The following is a 17893-nucleotide window of genomic DNA, read 5'->3' as shown; positions in this document are numbered from 1 at the left end:
TGCTTGCTTTCTTGTTCATGCCGGTTTTATACCGGTTGAGTTTTTCCGTTTAGTTTGGTTTTCCAAGTGTCTGCGGCAGCATTGAGCTGTTCGAAAACGGCTTCAAACATTTCGCTGCTTTGTTTGTATGGGTCAGGTACGGTTTTCTTCGGCAACCATTGGGCAAACAGCATGGTTTTGCTGCGTGCCGGCGGGTGGATGTCGGCCACCATGTCGATTTGACAGGGTTCCATGACGAGAATCAAATCGGCCTGTTCGCACATTTGGGCGGTCAGTTGGCGTGCTGTATGGCCTGCAACGATAACGCCGTGTTTGAGTGCAGTTTTGATGGCTTGGAAATCGGCATCCTTACCTGCCAGTGCTTTTATGCCGGCGCTGCTGATGCGGTGGCCGGGTAGTTTTTTCTGCATAATCCGCTCTGCGGTGGGGGAGCGGCAGATGTTGCCTAGGCAGACGATGAGTATGTTGTGGTACATGATATTGTTTTCGGTTTATGGTCTGAAAAAAAGCGTGAGTCAGACTATAAGGTACTGCTTTCCCGTTTGTGCGGTGTGTACGGCTTTTGTATGCCGTTTATGTAATTGGTTTGGATTGTGCGTGATTTTGTATCCTGCTGTCAAACAAGGGTCTGACAGCAGGAACCACTGTTTATTTGAACGTATTGTCGAGGGTGTTGACGTTGCTGATGGAGTTGGTAATTTGTGACATTACGCGGTTCCAACGGGTAACCGGGGCGGCGGTAACGTAAACGGTGTCTTCCGAACGCAGTTTGAATTCGCTGCCCAGTGCGTAAGAAGTCGCATCTTTCAGGTTTAGCTGGTAGATGTGGATAGGTTTGGTCGCATCTTCAGGTGCGCGGCGGATCACGAATACGCCGGTTGCATCCGCATAGGCTTGGTTCATGCCGCCCACTTCGCCAAGCGCTTGGGTCAGGTTGAGACCGTGGTTGCCGATCGGCAGGGTGGCTTGTTTGCCGACTTCGCCCATGATGTAGATTTTGTTGTTGCTGCTGTTAGGAACGTAAACGATGTCGCCATGGCTGAGGAGGTGGTTTTGCGACATATCGCCGTATTGCAGCATGTCTTGCAGGGAGATGGTGCGGTCGACGCCGTTGTGCGTCCATTTGATGTGCTGGGTGTCGGCACTTTGGGTAACGCCGCCTGCTTGGTTGATGGCATCCAAAATGGTCATCGGGATATTGGTAATCGGCAGCTGACCTGCTTGGTTGATGGCACCGGATACTGAAATGCGTTGCGAACGGAATTCGGTAACGTTGATGGCTACTTGAGGGTTTTTGATGTAGCGTTTCAGAAGGTTGGTCAGGGTGTTTTGCAATTCATCCAAAGTTTTGCCTTTGGCTTGAATTTTGCCTGCCAACGGGTAAGTGATGTAACCGCCCTCATCTACCCAGGCACCGCGGCTGACTTGGTTGGTTTGCGGGTTGCTTTGCTGGATAGGGGAGTTGAGGTCGGAGTGCGCCCAAACCATGATATTGAGGACGTCGCCGCTGCCGATGCGGTAGCGGTAAGCGCTTTTGCTTTGCTCCAAACCTTGGTTGTTTTGGGAAAGTACAGGTGGCTTGCGCATTTTTTCAATCAGGGTGGGCGTGATAGGGTAAACGGCAACGCGGCTGTCGAGGTTGGTATCGGCTGCGGTGTCGGTATCGGTGTAAACAATGGTTTTGGTTCTGGTTTTGATGGTCGAACCGGGAATGACTGTCGTGCTGTTACAGGCAGTCAGTGCCAATAGAGTAAGCAGGGAGAGCGTTTTTTTCATGTAGTAGTCCTTGCGGGATGGTGTCCGGGCCGTCTGAAAATGTTCAGACGGCCTTATTGTTTTGTTGCCAAACCAAGTCGCAGATACCGTCTTTGGGTACAAAGCCTGTCGGTGCGCGTAACAGAAGCTGGCGCAGGCTGTTTTGGTCGCTTTGGAGACAAGCGGTTTGGAGTTCCGACAGTATGTCAGATAATTGCGCCCATGGAAGCATTACTTCACTGGCGGTCATAATACGGGGATGAGTGGTTTTTTGCACCTCGTCGCCAATGAGCAGTTCTTCATAAAGTTTCTCGCCCGGGCGCAGGCCGGTAATCTTGATTTCGATGTCGCCGTGGGGATGTTGCTCGTCTTTGACTTTGAGGCCACTGAGGACAATCATTTGACGGGCAAGGTCGATGATTTTGACGGATTCGCCCATGTCGAGGACGAATACGTCGCCGCCTTTACCCATTGCGCCGGCTTGGATAACCAGTTGCGCCGCTTCGGGAATGGTCATGAAGTAGCGGGTAATGTCTTGGTGGGTCAGGGTAATCGGGCCGCCTTCGGCAATTTGTTTTTCAAATACGGGGACAACGGAGCCGGACGAACCCAATACATTGCCGAAACGCACCATGCAGAAGCGTGTTTTTTGTTCCGGCTCGGCGGCAAGCGCTTGTAGGCAGAGTTCGGCCATGCGTTTGCTGGCGCCCATGGTGTTGGTCGGACGGACGGCTTTGTCGGTGGAAATTAAAACAAAGGTGGAAACGCCTGCATCTACGGCAGCCTGTGCGCAGCAGAGTGTGCCGAACACGTTGTTTTGAATGCCTTCGATGGTGTTGAACTCGACCATAGGGACGTGTTTGTAGGCCGCAGCATGATAAACGGTGTCGACGTGATAGGTCTTCATGATGCTGCTAAGGCGTTCTTTGTTTTGAACCGAGCCCAAAAGCGGTACGACTTCGACTTGGCTGCCTTGCGCTGCTTGGGTTTCGCGCAATTCTTTGTCTATGCTGTACAGGGCAAATTCGGACAATTCAAACAATAGCAGTTTGGTCGGACGGCAGTTGAGAATCTGACGGCAAAGTTCGGAGCCGATAGAGCCGCCTGCGCCGGTCACCATCACGACTTTGTCGCTGATGTCGGCACTCATCAATTCAGGGCGCGGTGTCACAGGGGCGCGGCCGAGCAAATCGACCACAGAGATTTTTTTCAATGAGCTGACGTTGATTTTGCCGTCGACTAAATCTTTCATGCCCGGAATGGTCAGGACTTCGCATTTGTATGCTTCGAGGCGGCGGATGATGTCTTTGCGTTCTTCTGGCGTAGAACTTGGAATCGCCAGCAGGATTTTGCGGACGCCGTAACGGCTGATCAGCATCGGGATTTCGTTGGGGTTGTGGACGGCAAGGTCATAGATGACGGTACGTTGGATTTTTGGGTTGTCATCGACAAAGGCAATGGCTGAATATTCGTTAACCTGTTTGATGGCTTCCAACAACTGGCGGCCGGACTGACCTGCACCGTAGATGATGACGGGGGTCATCTGTTTGCGGTGATGATCGGTCAGAATCGCACGCAGGATCATGCGCGAGCTGGTTACGCCGACCACCAGAACCAAGAAATAGACGATGGGCAGGGCAAGGTGCAGTTTTTGTTCAAAAATCAGGGTAGTCAGGCAGAACAAGACCGCTGAAATGATGCTGCCGAATGCGGCGGCGGTCAGGACGCGGATGCTGACGAAGCGCGTGACGGCGCGATAGAGGCCGATACGGATGAAAAGGATGATGGTCAGCACAGCGGTGCTGCCGAAAGCCAGCCAGTTGGCGATACTCAACCATTCGTCGGAATATTGCACTTTGAGGCTTTGGGCAAACCAAAACGCCACGAATATCATCAAGATATCGTGGATGACGAAGAAGGCTTTTTTAAGGTTGCGCGGCAGAGCCAGCAGGGTTTCCAAGTTCATTTTATATTTCTTGTGTCTGAGTGTTGTAATGTGGCTTGGTACGGATTGTTTGAAGCAGGTTGTTTTATTTTTTCAGACGGCCTGAAATTGCAGGCCGTCTGAAAATGATTATGCCGTGGCTTCAGTCAATACGGCTTCTATGTTTTCTTTGCAGAACGCAATTTCTTCATCGGTCAGGGTTGGGTGCACCAAGAACATCAGGCTGGTGTCGCCCAGTTGGACAGCGTTTTTCAGCCGCTCTTTCGGACGCCAAGGCGTGTTGTCAAAGGCTTTTTCCAAATACACTTCGGAGCAGCTGCCTTGATAGCAGGGGACTTTGCGCGCGTTCAGTTCACTGACGATGCGGTCGCGCGTCCAGCCGTCTTTCAGGTGTTCGGGTTTGACGAAGGCGTAGAACTTGTATTGCGCGTGTTCGATGTAGTCGGCCACTTCAACCAAACGGATGCTGGCGAATTTGCCCAAGCTTTCAGCCAGTTTGGCGGCGTTTTCTTGGCGGCGCGCCGTCCATTCGGGCATGCGTTTGAGCTGGATGCGGCCGATGACCGCCTGCATTTCCAACATGCGCCAGTTGGTACCGAAGCTTTCGTGCAGCCAGCGGAAACCGGGTGCGTGTTCGCGGTGGTACACGGCGTCATAGCTTTTGCCGTGGTCTTTGTACGACCACATTTTGCTCCACAGCTCTTTGTCGTTGGTGGTCACCATGCCGCCTTCGCCGCCGGTGGTCATGATTTTGTCTTGGCAGAACGACCATGCGCCGACATGGCCGATAGAGCCGACGGATTTGCCTTTGTATTTGGCGCCGTGCGCTTGGGCGCAGTCTTCGATAACCCACAAGTTATGTTCTTTGGCCAAAGCCATGATGTCGTCCATTTCGGCAGGCATGCCGGCAAGGTGAACCACGATGATGGCTTTAGTGTTTGGCGTCAGCGCGGCTTTGATGGTTTCGGCGCTGATGTTTTGGCTGTTTAAATCGACATCGGCGAAAACCGGATTGGCGCCGGCAGTCACGATGCAGGACGCTGAAGCCAAGAAGGTGCGTGAAGTGACAATCACATCATCGCCTTGGCCGATGCCCATTGCTTTGAGGGCTACGTCCAAAGCCAACGTACCGTTGGAAAGGGCGACGGCGTATTGCGTGCCGACAAAGGCAGCAAATTCTTTTTCAAATTCGCGACATTCCGTACCTGTCCAGTAGTTGACTTTGTTGGACAGCAGGACTTTGGAAACGGCATCGGCTTCTTCTTGAGTAAAGCTTGGCCATGGGGAGAGTGATGTATTAAGCATTTGTTTTTCCTGCAAAAAGACTGGTTGAGCCTTTGGGGGCGATTTCTTCCAGCAGTTGGCGGTTGATCAGGGTGTATTTCTGACCGTTGATTTCGACGTATGCGCCGTCGTAAGGCGGGAACCAGAAGGCGCGGATTTTCTTCTCGATATTGTCGCCGTCGAGGATTTGCTTCATGGCTTCCATTTCGTCGCGGCTGACGTAGCGGCCGCCGATGTTTGGCGTGGTCGGCAATTTGGTTTTCGACTCGATGGCTCGGGCGATGATGCGTTGTGCGAACGGCTCCAGCGCCTGCATGGTTTTGCGTTCGAGCGATTGGGCGGTTTCTGTTTCGGCGTCGATGGGGAAGCGGTCCACTTCGATGATTTCGCCGGTGTCGATGGAGGCATCGACGTAGTGGGCGGTGTTGCCCCATTGGTCCAGTTCGTCCATGATGGCCAGGTTGTAGCCGCCTGTGCCTTTGTATTCGGGCAACAGCGCAGGGTGGAAGTTGATCGTGCCCAAAGTCGGAATGCTCAGGAATTCATCACGCAGCTTGCGCCAGTAAAGGACGGACAAGCCCAAATCGTATTTCAGACGGCCTTCACGCATTGCTTCCAAAGCCGTATCGAAGGTGTACAGGGGTAGGCCCAATTCCTGCGCGGCAGCCGTGGTCGGCGAGCCTTGCAGATGGCTGTCGGTCAAGACGCCGACGATTTCGATATGGTCTTGTTTGGTCAAAAAACGAAGCAGGTTAGCGGAAACCTGTTTACGACCCATAAATAAGATTTTCATGGAGAAATGTCCCTTATGCATTTGCTTTTTCGGTGGCGGAAGTTGTCAGTGTAGTCAATTCTTCCAGGGTGTTTATCCAAAGGGTGGGCTGGTATTCACGGCCGTATTGCTCGGGCTCGGCTTGATGAATATTGTGCGGCTTAGGCATGATGCCTATGGAGAGCCAACCCAGTTTGTTGGGTGCGACAAAATCTTTTTTGATGTTGTCGCCGATGTAAATAAAACGTTTTGCGGCCGGATATTTGTTTTGCAGGAAGACAAAACGCTTATCGTCGGGCTTTTCCGATTGCATGGCTTCCGAAATCAAAATGTCGTCAAACAAATCGGTCAGGCCCAAGGCCTGTATTTTCAACCGCTGTGTCAGGCTGCGGCCGTCTGTAATCAGGGCGCGTGCGGCAAAAGGGCGCATCAGCTTCCGTAAAAAAGACGGTTCGACATAGGGTCGGATGGCAGGCCGATGCAGTCGATATTGCCACAAGAGTGATTGTTTCTCTGATTCGTTTAATTTGCAATGATGACACAAATTGTCGAGCCAGTCTTTACTTTTATTGTCGGCAATTTCATATAGTACGCCGGCATTGTATTGCGGATAAAGCGACGTAATCATCTCTACAACTGCCCGTATTCCGGAGCATTTGTAGTCATGTTCGGAGTAAAGCGTATCGTCAAGGTCAAAAACGATGACGGATTCTTCCGGCTTAATCATGTTCTCTTACCAAAACCTTAGCATCATAACGAAGCATGATTAAATTGTTTTCCCAGTCGTCGGAGAAGGGAATGTCTTGGCCGCCGATGTATTCTTGAATCAGCCAGCCCGGATAGTTGCCGCCTGCGGCGTAGGTCAGTGGGAAACCGCCGCCGAAACGCGGGTTGATTTCCACGCCGTAGGTCGTATTGTCGGTTTTGCTGACGAAGAATTGAGCGGTAATGCAGCCGCGTGCGCCTTCCAATACGGCCATTTTTTCAACCAACTCTTCATACAGGGCATTGCGTCGGGTTGCGCCTTTGCTGACTTCACCGGTGCGCACTTCCAAACGTTCGCGAGGAATGGCGCATTTCAGACGGCCTTGACGGTCGTAATACATATCGACGGTGAACTCGGAAAAAGCATTTTCAATATCGATGTATTGGGCGAACATCATTTTCGGATCTTCGGCAATGTCGGCGGTCAGATCGGCCGGTGTGTTGATTTTTTTCGCACCGATGGCGCGGCTGCCGTCATAAGGCTTGGCAAAACACGGGAAGGCCAGGCTGTCTCGTTCGTAAATTTCAGGCGAACGGATGCCGTATTGTGCAAACAGGCCTGCGGTCAGGCGCTTGTCGCGGCACAGGGTAATCAGTTTGGCGTCGGAAATGACGATGTGTATTCCTTCGGCTTCAAAACGGTCGCGTGCTTCGGCCAGCTTGAGCAGTTCGGTATCGATGGTCGGCACAATCAGGCCGATGTTGTGTTGTTTGGCCAGTTCGAAAATGCTGTCGATGTATTCGGCTGCGTCGATGCGCGGTACGCTGAAAGCGCGGTCGGCGACATGACAGGCTGAAGACATGTGGGGATTGAGGTCGGTGGCAAACACGCCGATGCCGTCTGAAAAACGTGCGGCTTCGGTTTGGAAGTCCTGCACCAATTCGACGCGGCGGCCTGCCGACAGAATCAGTATGTTATTTTTTTTCATCAGTTTTATTACCCGTGAAATAAGGCATAGTGGCTTCTCCTTCGGCTGAGATGCCTTCTTTGACGAAGACTTTTTTAACCGTCAGGAACAAAATTTTAATATCCAGCCAGAAGCTGAAGTGGTCGATGTACCAAACATCGTGGGCGAACTTTTCGTCCCATGAAATAGCGTTGCGGCCATTGACTTGCGCCCAACCTGTTACGCCCGGTTTCATTTCGTGGCGGCGGTTTTGGAAGTCGTTGTACAACGGCAGGTAGTGCATCAGCAGCGGACGAGGGCCAACCAAACTCATCTCGCCTTTTAAGACATTCCATAATTCAGGAAGTTCGTCCAAGCTGGTGGCACGTAATTTTTTGCCGAAATCGGTCAGGCGTTCGCTGTCCGGTAGCGGGTTGCCGTCTTTATCGATTGCATCGCGCATGGATCGGAATTTAATCATTTTAAACGGCTTGCCATCCTTGCCCGGCCGCTCTTGGATGAAGAACACGGGCGAGCCTAGGTTTTTGCGGATGAGGTACACCAAAATCAAAAACACAGGCGACAGGATAATCAGCCCTGAGGCGGAGGCAACAATGTCAAACAGGCGTTTGAAAAATTTATTCATGAGCTAATCTTTCAATCAGGTTGACGATTTTTTGATAGGCAACGTCGCGCTTGAAGCGGCGGACGATTTCTTCGGACTGAACAGGATCGTCTTTGCGCTTCAAAATATCTTTGGCGGCTTTAACGAAGCTTTCCACATCGCCGGAACGGTAGTTCGCATGCGGCAGCAGGGTGAGGACTTCGGCAACTTCGTCGTTGACCTGGCTGTTCAGAATCGGTTTTTGCAAAGCCATATAGTCGGAAAGTTTGTTGGTAATCGACTGCATGGCGTAAGAGTGGATAGCGTTGACGGAAATGTCGCAGCCTTTGGCGACCGACATCATTTCGGCGTAAGGAATGTAGCCGTAAAACTTGATGCCGTCGCAGGCATATTGTTTGAGCCTGTCCAAATCGGGACCGCCGCCCATGATGTGCAACTCGACGTTTTCGCCGGCGTCCAACAGCTTGCGAACGCCTTTGCACACGGTTTCCACGTCATAGCTGTAACTGAGCGTGCCCAAGTAGAAAAAGCGGGTTTTGTTGTCGCCAAAATCTTTGGCAGGCGCGGCATCGAGTTTGGGAAAGTCGGCGCCGATATAGACGACTTCGCCGGGTACGTTCGGATTGGCTTCTTTGGCGCGGTCGAGATAAGTCTGCGATACGGCAACCAGCGCGTCGGCGTAGCGGTAGGCTTGGTTGGCGCGTGAAGCAAAGGGCAGCAGGTTGTGCGGTACTTTTTTCAAAAACGGTACGACCGAGGAGAAAGACTCCGGCCATACATCCTGCACATCGACAATCAGTTTGTAGCCCAAACGCGCTTTGTGTTTGCCCAACAGTAGGTTGGTTGCAATCAGCGGATAGGCGGAAAAGACGACGTCTTGTTCGCCAGGACGGCAGTTTTCCAACCATTTTTCAAAATGTTTGACGAAGCGGTGATGGCTGGTCACGCGTCCCAAAGACACGTTTTTGCTGTATCCGCTTTCTTCCAACAGCATGACTTTCAGACGGCCTTGTGAGGCGGCTTCGGCATCTTCAGGCCGTCTGAAAGATTTGTCGTAGTGCTTGAAGTTGCTGGTAATCAGCAACACGTCATGCGACTGCGACAACAGCTCGGCAAGATACCAGAAGCGGTTGAAATGCGGCTCGGAAGGCAGCGAGCAATAAGGGGCGACGATGGTAATGTTCATGTTTCAGACGGCCTTACATTTCGTACGCAGCCATGGTGGTGCGGTATATTTCGTCGTCGGAGCATAAGGTTTCGACGTGTTTGTGCAGGGCTTTGCCCATTTGACCGCGCAACTCTGGATGCTTGATGAGTGTATCGACGGCTTCGATAAACGCTTCGTCATCACCGAAAGGAATGCAGTAGCCGGTTTGGCCGGTAATGACCATTTCGGAAATGCCCGCCATGTTGTAGGTCACGACAGGTGTGTCGTAAAGGCCGGCTTCCAAAATATTGTTACCGACACCTGCGCCGTGGTCGCCTACGCAATGTGGCGTGTTCACTAAAATATCGACTTCTTTGAAGTAGCCGGTCAAGTCGCGGACGCCGCCGAGGAAGGTGACTTTGTCTTCAATGCCCAAACGTTTGGCTTGGGCTTTGAGGTTGTCCATTTCTTCGCCGATACCTGCAACGTTGAGGCGGACAGGCATGTCGCGGTCAACCATTTTCTTCAAAATATCCAACATCAGATGCACGGCGCGGACGGTGTCCAAACGGGAAAGCGTGCCCAGTTGGACATAGTCTTTGACCGTTTTTTCAGGAACGAAATCTGCTTTGTGCAGGGCGTTGTAAGTGTAGGTGATGCGGTTGGCAGGGAAACCGTAACGGATGAGTTTTTCGCGTTCATGTTTGCAGTTGCCGATGATGTACACGCCCAGCTTGTCGAAAAGCTTGGCAATTTTCGGATAAGTTTCCGGATCAAGGCCGCGCGCGTGGTAGAACACTTTGGTTTTCGGCGAGGCAAACTTGGCCGCAATGGCGCAGGCCGGAACGATACGCGCCATTTGGCAGTGAATTACATCAGGTTTTTCTTTTTTCAGCAGTTTCATATAGGCAAACATGCCTTTGACGTAACCCAAAAGACCGCCTTGGTAAAAATCAATCGGCTGCCAACGGATGCCCAATGCTTGCGCCTCCTGAATCAAAGGGCCGTCTGAAGAGGCCAATACGATATCGTGTCCGCGTTGTTTGAGCAGGCGGCCGAGGCGGAAAGTGGCGTTTTCAGTGCCGCCGAGGCCGGACATGGAGGTAGTCAGGATGATTTTCATGATGGTTTCTTCGTATCGTATAGTGTTTCGTTGTATGCGTAAGCGGCCATATCTTTCAGCTTGGGCGCAACAAATACGCTGTAAATAAAAATCAGCAGGCAGGGCAGCCAAATAAACGGCATACGCAAAATGGTGGACGGAATAAAACCGGCCAGCAGGAAAATGCCCAAGGCAACCCAAGCTAAAACGCGCGATTTGCCTGTTACTGCGCGGTTTGAGGCGATGTAAAGGAAATAAAACGCCGCAAAAGCAATAAAGCCGAGCAAGGAAATCATGCCGAAACCCAGATACAGCTCGATGATGAAGCTGTGCGGGTTTTCAAAGCCCAAGCTGCCGCTCAAATGTCCGCCGAAATATTCGCGGAAGTTTTTAGGACCGTAGCCGGTCAGCAGCAGGGGCGGATTGTTCCAGAAGTAGTTGTAAATCTCCTGACGGTAGGACACGGAGTTGTCGCTGCCTAAGTCGTACAGGAAGAGGTACACACGGCTGGAAAAGCGTTCTAAAAACTGGTTGCCATTGAGCGACAGCAAAAATTCCGCAATCGCGCGTGACGGAATCATCGACAACACCAATGCCAGCAAACCAGCTACGCCGACCGTAATAAAACCGTTTTTGCGATAGGCTGTATAAACCAACAAAATCAACAGGTAGCAGCCGATGGCGGTACGCGATACGCTGGCGAAAATGGCCATGCCCAACAGCAGGAACAAACTCCAGCCCAGCAGTTTTTCTTTGTGTTTCCGTCCTTGGAGTTGGAAGAAAAACAAAATGGCAGGCGCAAGGCAGACTGCGGTAGCAGCAAGGTTGTTCGGGTTAAAGAACAAGCCCTTGAGCGAGCCTTCATCAATGGCCAATTCATCGCTGGCACTCACAAACTGAATACCGGTGGCCAGCTCTGCAAACGGCGGTACGGCGATAAACAGCGTAAATACGACAAGGAATTTCTGAATTGTTCCCAAAGGGTCGTCGGCGCGCTTCAATACTTGGTAAAACAAGTAGAAGAAAGCTGGAACCGCCATAAAAAACAAAATATCCATGTACTGCGTCGGCGTCAGCGACGTAATGCCCATGTGGATAGCAGGCCAGATGCACATGGCGGTCAGGGCGCAGAGCATGGCAAAAATCTTGCGCGGAATATGCTTGCTTTCCAGAAAAAATACGACAAAACCAAGCAGTACAAATATCAGGGTCAGCGGGTTGTCGATACGCGGTACGCCGACCTTAAAGGACAGCGCAGGCCCCAGCATATAGGCTGAGAGCATGATGTATAGGATGTAAGTGTATAAGTTCAGACGTTTTATTTTCATAGTCGTTCTGTTGTTATCGTAGAGACGTGAATCTCAGATTGGCTATTTTGCCGAACGGTTTAATTTGGCTTTGATTTTTTCGGTCGCGGCAAATAGTGCGTGTTTGTATTTTAGGAACAGGAAACCCAGTCCGACTGCCCATGCCAGCGCAAACCAGATGTAGTTGTCGCGCGTACCCAGCCAAGTATAGGCAAGGCAGATTATCAGGCAGAGCGTTGAGTTGATATAAATCTTCAGGCGCGGCAAAGGTTGCCACAGGCGTGAAGAGAATTCGGTTTTCAAGATGAAAAACAGCCAAAAAGCCGTTGCGCTGGCCATGGCCGCACCTTTTGCACCAAATTTCGGTACCAGCAGATAGAGCAGGGCGGTATTGGCGATAAAGGCAACGATGTTGATGACGGTAATCAGCCAAGTCGAGCGGACGACGTTCAAACCGATGCCGCTGACTTCGGTCAGCGTATAAAACAGGGGGAAGAGCATACACGAGAGCAGTATAAATTGAACCTGCGTGTATTTTTCCGGCAGTATCCAAGTCGCCATCGGCGAGAAAATCCCGATGAGGCAAATCATTGCGCTGATGAGGACGGTCATGGAAAGTGTGATGTCACCGATTTTGTCCAGATTGGTTTTTTCTTCCACCCATTTGAACACCAAAGGCGCCCAAATGGTGGAGAACACGCTTTGGAAAATCAAGGCGACAGCGCCAAAGCTGACTGCCATCGAATAAATGCCCAACTCGTCCAAGCCCGAGATATTCTTGAGGACAAAGCGGTCAATCGAAGTCAGGCCCCAATAGGCCAAGTTGCCGAATGCCAGCGGCAGGCCGTAGCGCAGGCCGTCCCGGTGCAGCTCAGGCGACCATTTCGCATGGGAAACGGCTTGCAGGTCTCGGCGCAGTTGATAAATCAACAGCGCAACGGTCAGCACTTGGGCGGCGGTGTAGGCAAAAACCAGCGAAGTGGTATTGGCGGGCAGGCCGGAAGCAATCACGGCAAAAACCAACACCAAAATCAAAAATTTCGGCGCAAGCTGGCTGAGTGAAAAAGCCAGTGCCTGCTCTTTCATCCGCAAAATCAAGGCTAAAAAACGGATAATCAGCGTGGTGGCCAAGAAAATCAGGAAGAGAATCCCCAAATTCGCACTGGGGATGTCGAAAATGATTTCAGACGGCCATGATGCGTTTATCAGCAACACTAAAACCACAACCGCCACCGTCAGAATCAATGGCGATAAAAAAACGGATTTGAACAGCGCGGCCTTGTCTTTAACGGCGTAATAGTCGCGAATATAGGATTGGTCCAGCCCCAGGCCCAGCAACAGGATGCTCAGTCCGGCAATGGTCTGCAAGAGTACGATACGGCCGATGTCTTCCGCAGGGAAGTACCATGAGATGAGCGGCAGGGAAAGCAGGCCGAAAGCGGCGCTTCCTATCGGGCCCAATGCGTAGCCGAGGATTTTTTTCGCGTTCATATTATTTGTTTTCAGACGGCCGGAAGTTCGAGCTGAGCGTTTTTCGTAAGAGATGCGTTGTTACCGTTGCCGGTTTCCCAAGGCCGTCTGAAAAACAAATGGCCTTGGGAAACCGGCCGCCGTCCCGGTGGGGAAACCGGAGGCAGCCGGATGCGTCTGAAGCAAGATTATGCTTTGATGACTTTAGGATTTTTCACTGGGAATTTGCCGCGTGTATCGACAATCAGTTTGGCATGTTCGGTGATCATGTCATAGTCGAATTTGTCGTGATCGGTGGTCAGAACCACGCAGTCGTATTGGGCGACAGTTTCAGGGGTCAGCGCTTCACTCTTCAGGTCGAAGTAGTGGTGGCCGGGGATGTGCGGGAATTCTGGAACGTGCGGGTCGGAGTAGGAAACCACTGCTCCCAGTTTGTGCAGACGGTCCATCACTTCCACAGACGGGCTTTCACGCATATCGTCTACGTTTTTCTTGTAGGCGATACCCAATACCAAGATTTTGCTGTCTTTGATGGAACGGTTGTGGTCGTTCAAAGCCAGGCCGACTTTTTCGATAACGTAGTCGGGCATGTGGGAGTTCACTTCGCCTGCCAGCTCGATGAAGCGGGTGTTTACGCCGTATTCGCGGGCTTTCCAAGTCAGGTAGAACGGGTCGATAGGGATACAGTGGCCGCCCAAGCCGGGGCCCGGGTAATAAGCAACGAAGCCGAACGGTTTGGTTGCGGCGGCATTGATGACTTCGTGAATGTCGATGCCCATTTTATCGGCAACGATTTTCATCTCGTTCACTAAGCCGATGTTTACGGCGCGGTGGATGTTTTCCAAAAGTTTGGTCAGCTCGGCAGCTTTGGTGGAGCTTACCGGAACAACTTTATCGATGGCAGGTTGGTACAGCGCCAGGCCGACTTCCAAACAAGCAGGGGTATGGCCGCCGATGACTTTGGGGATGGTACGGGTTTCGAAGTTAGGGTTACCCGGGTCTTCGCGCTCGGGAGAGTAAACCAAGAACACGTCTTGACCGACTTTCAAGCCGCCTTCTTCCATGCGTGGCAGCAATTCTTCTTCGGTAGTGCCGGGGTAGGTGGTGGATTCCAAAGACAGCACTTGACCGGCGCGCAGGTAAGGTTTGACCGCGTCGGTAGTGTCGATAACGAAGCTCATGTCCGGCTCGCGGTATTTGTTCAGCGGAGTCGGTACGCACAAAATCACGGCTTCTACTTCGCCGATGCGGGAGAAGTCGGTGGTGGCTTCAAACAGGCTGTTGGAAGCGGCGGCAATTTTGTCGGAAGGAATATGCTCGATGTAGCTTTCGCCTTTGTTGAGCTTGTCGACTTTGGTTTTGTCGATGTCGAAACCCAAAACTTGGTAACCGATGTCCACATAGCGCAGCATCAGTGGTAAACCAACGTAGCCTAAGCCGACGATGCCGATTTTTGCGGTCTTATCGGCAAATTTTTGTATCGTAATGTTTTTCATGATGTCTTTCGTGTAATGAATGAGTAAATCGGGAGTGTTTGCCCGATGCCTGAGTTGTTTGCTGCTGCCGCATAGCCATAGTCGGCTGCCGTATCGTGTGAAGCCTTAAAACCATACTTATAATTACATTAGACAAAATCATAAGCACTTATCTGATTCGTCTCAATCGAAAAAGTTTAACGGTCGTTCAGACGACCTCTGTGGTATGGAAACGGTATTTTTGAATATTAAATTTTTAGAAGTTACATTCAACTACATGTTTTGACTTTAGATATTGCTTTGTCAAATGTATGGTTCATGAAGTTAAACTACCGTTTATGCCGTTTAAAACCCTCCTAGAATAAAAACTTTTAATAAATTTTCGTGGCTTAACCTATCTTAATAATCTATTATTTCGTGATGAAAAAAAGGAGAACTTGTCGACAATCTGCTTGAGGATAGTTAACTTAAGTCAAAGTTTTAAATTGAAATACGCTATAGTCATTATAATATATTGACGAAAAAATTACATTTATTGCTATATAAATGATAAATATACTCTATTGAATATGATTTAATTATTAAACTGAGGCAATTAGACGGATTTTTTTCGGAGAACCCATTTAATGTCCTGCCCGATGATTTCCACCGATTGACTTTGCCAAGGGCCGTCTGAAAGTAGGGCGGCCGGATTTTCAGGAAGGGAGAAAAGAGGTTTGCCTGCGCCTAACAGTTTCGGTGCTTGGTAGAGGACGATTTCATCCACCAAGTCATCCTTCAGGAAGGCTGAAGCAAGTGTTGAGCCGGCTTCTACCAGAACTTCGCCAAAGCCAAGCTCTGCCAGTTGCGGGATGAGTGAAAGAAGATTGATGCAGCCGTTGATGTGTTCAGACGGCCTGATGATGCGGATGTGTTCAAATGCGCTTAGAGCCTGCAAACGTTGTTCGTCTGAGGAAAGGGTAACGATAACGGTCGGGCTTTCTGTATCGGTAACGAGGTGGCAGTCCAAAGGGATTTGCAGTCGGCTGTCCAAGACGATACGCGCAGGTTGGCGCAGGGTGGGGAAGCTGCGGACGTTGAGTTTCGGGTTGTCGGCAAGTACGGTACCGATACCGGTCAAAACGGCGCAACTTTCGGCACGGAGAATTTGTACGTCTTCGCGCGCTGCTTCGCCGGTAATCCAAAAGCTGCGGCCGTCTGAAAGGGCGGTTTTACCGTCCAAACTGGCGGCGCATTTGAGGCGGACAAACGGTCTGCCACGTTCGATACGCGACAGGAAACCGCGGTTGAGTTCGCGTGCCTGAGCTTCCAGCAAACCGCTTTCTGTACGGATTCCGGCGGCTTCCAACATAGACAAGCCTTTACCTGCGACCAACGGATTAGGGTCAGTCATGGCGGCGACAACGCGCGTTACGCCGGAATGAACGAGCGCTTCGGCACATGGCGGCGTGCGGCCGTAATGGCTGCAAGGTTCCAGTGTGACATAGGCTGTTGCACCTTTTGCCGCCGCTCCGGCCTGCCTTAACGCGTGAACTTCAGCGTGTGGTTCGCCTGCTTTGACGTGGAAACCTTGTCCGACGATTTGTGCGCCGTGTGCAATCACGCAACCGACGCGGGGATTGGGGGAAGTAGAAAACCGCCCAAGCTTGGCCAGCTCGAGGGCGGTTTGCATCATTTGGGTATCAAGTGCGGAAAACATGGTTTCAGACGGCCTTATTTGGCTTTACATTCGGCAATGACTTGGGTGAATTCGGAAACGTCTTTAAAGCTTTTATAGACGGACGCGAAGCGGACATAAGCGACTTGGTCGATTTTTGCCAGCTCTTCCATCGCCATTTCGCCGACGATGCGCGAAGCGACTTCTTTTTTGCCCAAGCGGTAGAGACGCTGCTCGATAAGGGCAACGGTTTCATCGATTTGTTCCTGTGTGACAGGGCGTTTGTGCAGCGCGCGCTCAAGGCTGGTCTGCAGTTTGTGCGGATTGAAGGGAACCCGTGTGCCGTTGGATTTGATGACTTGCGGCATCCGCATTTCAACGGTTTCAAAAGTGCTGAAGCGTTGTCCGCATTCCAAGCATTTGCGACGGCGACGGATGCTGTTGGTGTCTTCCAACCATCGCGAGTCGGTTACTTGTGTATTAGGGTGTTGGCAAAACGGACACTTCATCGGGTTTCCTTGTCATACGCTCGGCAAGGTCGCTAAGCAATTGAATTTATTGTTTGTGAACTATTATTGTAGCGGATTGCGTTATTTTCGTATAGTAAAGGCTTTGACTATGGATTAAGTATAAAAAGGCCGTCTGAAAGGGCAACTTGAGCGAAGTTGATCTTTTCAGACGGCCTTGAGTTTTTCAGTCAATCAACCGTTAAACCGATACGCCGACGGCGCGGGCGATTTCCAAACCTTCTTCCGCGCTCATGTAAACAGGATTCTCGGGGCGGTCGCTGCGGACGATATCGCCGTCTTGAAACATCACCAATTCATTGACTGCCAACTGCGACCAAGTTTCGTCACGCGTCAGGGGCAGGGTGGCGATGACGGAGACCTTGTCGTTTGGCGTGGTCACTGTGGAAAAATCGACCATCACATCATCGTCCAGTAGGCGAGCTTTGCCAAACGGGGCTTTGCGTACTATGTAGTGCAGCAAGGTACTGGCATGGGCAAACAGGCAGTCGCCGTTGGACATCACAAAGTTGAACAAACCGAAGCGGCGGATTTCATGGGTCAGGCCGGCAATGGCATCAAACAAAACTTCAGGTTCGGGTTTGGTGGCAAAGCGGCTGCGCAGGCGGTTGAGGATAAAGCAGAACGCGCGTTCGGAATCGGTCGTGCCGACCGCGTGGTAGTACTCTCCCTGCTCGGGGAAAAAATCAATCAAATGGCCGTTGTGTGCAAACAGCCAATATTCGCCCCACATCTCGCGCATGAAGGGGTGAGTGTTCGCCAACGAGGTCTGGCCTTGTGAGGCCTTGCGGATATGGGCGATAACGTTTTCAGATTTGATTTGGTAGGCGCGTACCAAGTCGGCAACGGGCGAGTTGGCGCTGGGCTTGTCGTCGTGAAACAAACGCACGCCTTTGCCTTCGAAAAAACCGATACCGAATCCGTCGGCATGGTGGTCGGTAATGCCGCCACGGCGGCGGAAGCCTTCAAAAGAAAACATGATGTCTGTGGGAGTGTTGCAATTCATGCCGAGCAGTTGGCACATGGCGTTAACCTTTGTTTTGGGTATTTATAGGGTCATTATGGTGTATCGGGCAGGCAGTTTCAATATATTCTTTGCCGTTTTTGGGTAGGTGATACAGGCTGTATCGAATTAAAAATAAAGATTTTCGCATTATTGGAGATTTTTAGGACTG

General features: G+C 51.2%; 16 protein-coding genes. All 16 read right to left on the bottom strand.

All coding sequences use genetic code 11. The annotated features are described in order from the left end of the window. Positions 1-26: 26 nt before the first annotated feature. The 16 genes from ACTHS8_RS07220 to ACTHS8_RS07145 all read right to left on the bottom strand — a co-directional run bounded on the left by ACTHS8_RS07220 (position 27) and on the right by ACTHS8_RS07145 (position 17742). On the bottom strand, positions 27-476 hold the full coding sequence (locus ACTHS8_RS07220; RefSeq protein ID WP_004520878.1) for a low molecular weight protein-tyrosine-phosphatase: 450 nt from the start codon (positions 474-476) through the stop codon (positions 27-29). 172 nt (positions 477-648) lie between these two features. Then, positions 649-1776, bottom strand: a complete 1128-nt coding sequence (locus ACTHS8_RS07215) for a polysaccharide export protein (protein WP_440373358.1) — start codon at positions 1774-1776, stop codon at positions 649-651. Positions 1777-1819: 43 nt separating this feature from the next. After that, positions 1820-3721 carry a polysaccharide biosynthesis protein gene (locus ACTHS8_RS07210; protein WP_440373357.1) on the bottom strand — a complete coding sequence of 634 codons (1902 nt, stop codon included), beginning with the start codon at positions 3719-3721 and terminating at the stop codon, positions 1820-1822. Positions 3722-3829: 108 nt separating this feature from the next. Then, positions 3830-5005: a DegT/DnrJ/EryC1/StrS family aminotransferase gene (locus ACTHS8_RS07205; RefSeq protein ID WP_440360686.1), complete on the bottom strand. Its 1176-nt coding sequence runs from the start codon at positions 5003-5005 to the stop codon at positions 3830-3832. Next, positions 4998-5777: a methionyl-tRNA formyltransferase gene (locus ACTHS8_RS07200; protein WP_049333556.1), complete on the bottom strand. Its 780-nt coding sequence runs from the start codon at positions 5775-5777 to the stop codon at positions 4998-5000. The genes ACTHS8_RS07205 and ACTHS8_RS07200 overlap by 8 nt, the downstream gene beginning before the upstream one ends. Positions 5778-5790: 13 nt before the next feature. After that, positions 5791-6483, bottom strand: a complete 693-nt coding sequence (locus ACTHS8_RS07195) for an HAD family hydrolase (protein ID WP_036492784.1) — start codon at positions 6481-6483, stop codon at positions 5791-5793. Further along, positions 6476-7450, bottom strand: coding sequence for an ATP-grasp domain-containing protein (locus ACTHS8_RS07190; RefSeq protein ID WP_049322613.1), 975 nt, complete (start codon positions 7448-7450; stop codon positions 6476-6478). Before ACTHS8_RS07190 ends, ACTHS8_RS07195 begins: the two co-directional genes overlap by 8 nt. Further along, positions 7437-8054: a sugar transferase gene (locus tag ACTHS8_RS07185; RefSeq protein ID WP_036492790.1), complete on the bottom strand. Its 618-nt coding sequence runs from the start codon at positions 8052-8054 to the stop codon at positions 7437-7439. Before ACTHS8_RS07185 ends, ACTHS8_RS07190 begins: the two co-directional genes overlap by 14 nt. Beyond that, a complete protein-coding gene (locus tag ACTHS8_RS07180; protein ID WP_440373356.1) occupies positions 8047-9219 on the bottom strand; it encodes a glycosyltransferase in 1173 nt (390 codons plus the stop codon). The genes ACTHS8_RS07185 and ACTHS8_RS07180 overlap by 8 nt, the downstream gene beginning before the upstream one ends. 13 nt (positions 9220-9232) lie before the next feature. Beyond that, on the bottom strand, positions 9233-10303 hold the full coding sequence (locus ACTHS8_RS07175; RefSeq protein WP_440373355.1) for a glycosyltransferase family 4 protein: 1071 nt from the start codon (positions 10301-10303) through the stop codon (positions 9233-9235). After that, a complete protein-coding gene (locus tag ACTHS8_RS07170; RefSeq protein WP_440373354.1) occupies positions 10300-11610 on the bottom strand; it encodes an O-antigen ligase family protein in 1311 nt (436 codons plus the stop codon). Before ACTHS8_RS07170 ends, ACTHS8_RS07175 begins: the two co-directional genes overlap by 4 nt. Before the next feature lie 42 nt (positions 11611-11652). Continuing rightward, positions 11653-13080 (bottom strand): oligosaccharide flippase family protein, encoded by a 1428-nt coding sequence (locus ACTHS8_RS07165; RefSeq protein WP_440373353.1) that lies wholly within the window; start codon positions 13078-13080, stop codon positions 11653-11655. 167 nt (positions 13081-13247) lie between these two features. Continuing rightward, complete coding sequence (locus ACTHS8_RS07160) at positions 13248-14555, bottom strand: nucleotide sugar dehydrogenase (protein WP_036492804.1); 1308 nt, start codon at positions 14553-14555, stop codon at positions 13248-13250. A gap of 574 nt (positions 14556-15129) precedes the next feature. Next, positions 15130-16233 carry a bifunctional diaminohydroxyphosphoribosylaminopyrimidine deaminase/5-amino-6-(5-phosphoribosylamino)uracil reductase RibD gene (ribD, locus tag ACTHS8_RS07155; protein WP_440373352.1) on the bottom strand — a complete coding sequence of 368 codons (1104 nt, stop codon included), beginning with the start codon at positions 16231-16233 and terminating at the stop codon, positions 15130-15132. 14 nt (positions 16234-16247) lie between these two features. Further along, positions 16248-16700 (bottom strand): transcriptional regulator NrdR, encoded by a 453-nt coding sequence (gene nrdR / locus ACTHS8_RS07150; protein WP_003748978.1) that lies wholly within the window; start codon positions 16698-16700, stop codon positions 16248-16250. A gap of 199 nt (positions 16701-16899) precedes the next feature. Beyond that, positions 16900-17742 (bottom strand): class II glutamine amidotransferase, encoded by an 843-nt coding sequence (locus tag ACTHS8_RS07145; protein ID WP_315112124.1) that lies wholly within the window; start codon positions 17740-17742, stop codon positions 16900-16902. Between the last annotated feature and the right edge of the window lie 151 nt (positions 17743-17893).

Origin of the sequence: Neisseria sp. P0016.S008, from assembly GCF_051957775.1 — a bacterium.
In the GTDB taxonomy this organism is placed as follows: domain Bacteria; phylum Pseudomonadota; class Gammaproteobacteria; order Burkholderiales; family Neisseriaceae; genus Neisseria; species Neisseria flavescens_B.
This window is presented reverse-complemented; position numbering and strand designations above follow the sequence as displayed.

Excerpts from the sequence above, each read along its gene's own strand:
- ribD (WP_440373352.1), bottom strand. The coding sequence starts at position 16,233 with ATGTTTTCCGCACTTGATACCCAAATGATGCAAACCGCCCTCGAGCTG.
- ACTHS8_RS07210 (WP_440373357.1), bottom strand. The coding sequence starts at position 3,721 with ATGAACTTGGAAACCCTGCTGGCTCTGCCGCGCAACCTTAAAAAAGCC.
- ACTHS8_RS07165 (WP_440373353.1), bottom strand. The coding sequence starts at position 13,080 with ATGAACGCGAAAAAAATCCTCGGCTACGCATTGGGCCCGATAGGAAGC.
- ACTHS8_RS07190 (WP_049322613.1), bottom strand. The coding sequence starts at position 7,450 with ATGAAAAAAAATAACATACTGATTCTGTCGGCAGGCCGCCGCGTCGAA.
- ACTHS8_RS07200 (WP_049333556.1), bottom strand. The coding sequence starts at position 5,777 with ATGAAAATCTTATTTATGGGTCGTAAACAGGTTTCCGCTAACCTGCTT.
- nrdR (WP_003748978.1), bottom strand. The coding sequence starts at position 16,700 with ATGAAGTGTCCGTTTTGCCAACACCCTAATACACAAGTAACCGACTCG.
- ACTHS8_RS07180 (WP_440373356.1), bottom strand. The coding sequence starts at position 9,219 with ATGAACATTACCATCGTCGCCCCTTATTGCTCGCTGCCTTCCGAGCCG.
- ACTHS8_RS07185 (WP_036492790.1), bottom strand. The coding sequence starts at position 8,054 with ATGAATAAATTTTTCAAACGCCTGTTTGACATTGTTGCCTCCGCCTCA.
- ACTHS8_RS07195 (WP_036492784.1), bottom strand. The coding sequence starts at position 6,483 with ATGATTAAGCCGGAAGAATCCGTCATCGTTTTTGACCTTGACGATACG.
- ACTHS8_RS07145 (WP_315112124.1), bottom strand. The coding sequence starts at position 17,742 with ATGTGCCAACTGCTCGGCATGAATTGCAACACTCCCACAGACATCATG.
- ACTHS8_RS07170 (WP_440373354.1), bottom strand. The coding sequence starts at position 11,610 with ATGAAAATAAAACGTCTGAACTTATACACTTACATCCTATACATCATG.
- ACTHS8_RS07215 (WP_440373358.1), bottom strand. The coding sequence starts at position 1,776 with ATGAAAAAAACGCTCTCCCTGCTTACTCTATTGGCACTGACTGCCTGT.
- ACTHS8_RS07205 (WP_440360686.1), bottom strand. The coding sequence starts at position 5,005 with ATGCTTAATACATCACTCTCCCCATGGCCAAGCTTTACTCAAGAAGAA.
- ACTHS8_RS07175 (WP_440373355.1), bottom strand. The coding sequence starts at position 10,303 with ATGAAAATCATCCTGACTACCTCCATGTCCGGCCTCGGCGGCACTGAA.
- ACTHS8_RS07220 (WP_004520878.1), bottom strand. The coding sequence starts at position 476 with ATGTACCACAACATACTCATCGTCTGCCTAGGCAACATCTGCCGCTCC.
- ACTHS8_RS07160 (WP_036492804.1), bottom strand. The coding sequence starts at position 14,555 with ATGAAAAACATTACGATACAAAAATTTGCCGATAAGACCGCAAAAATC.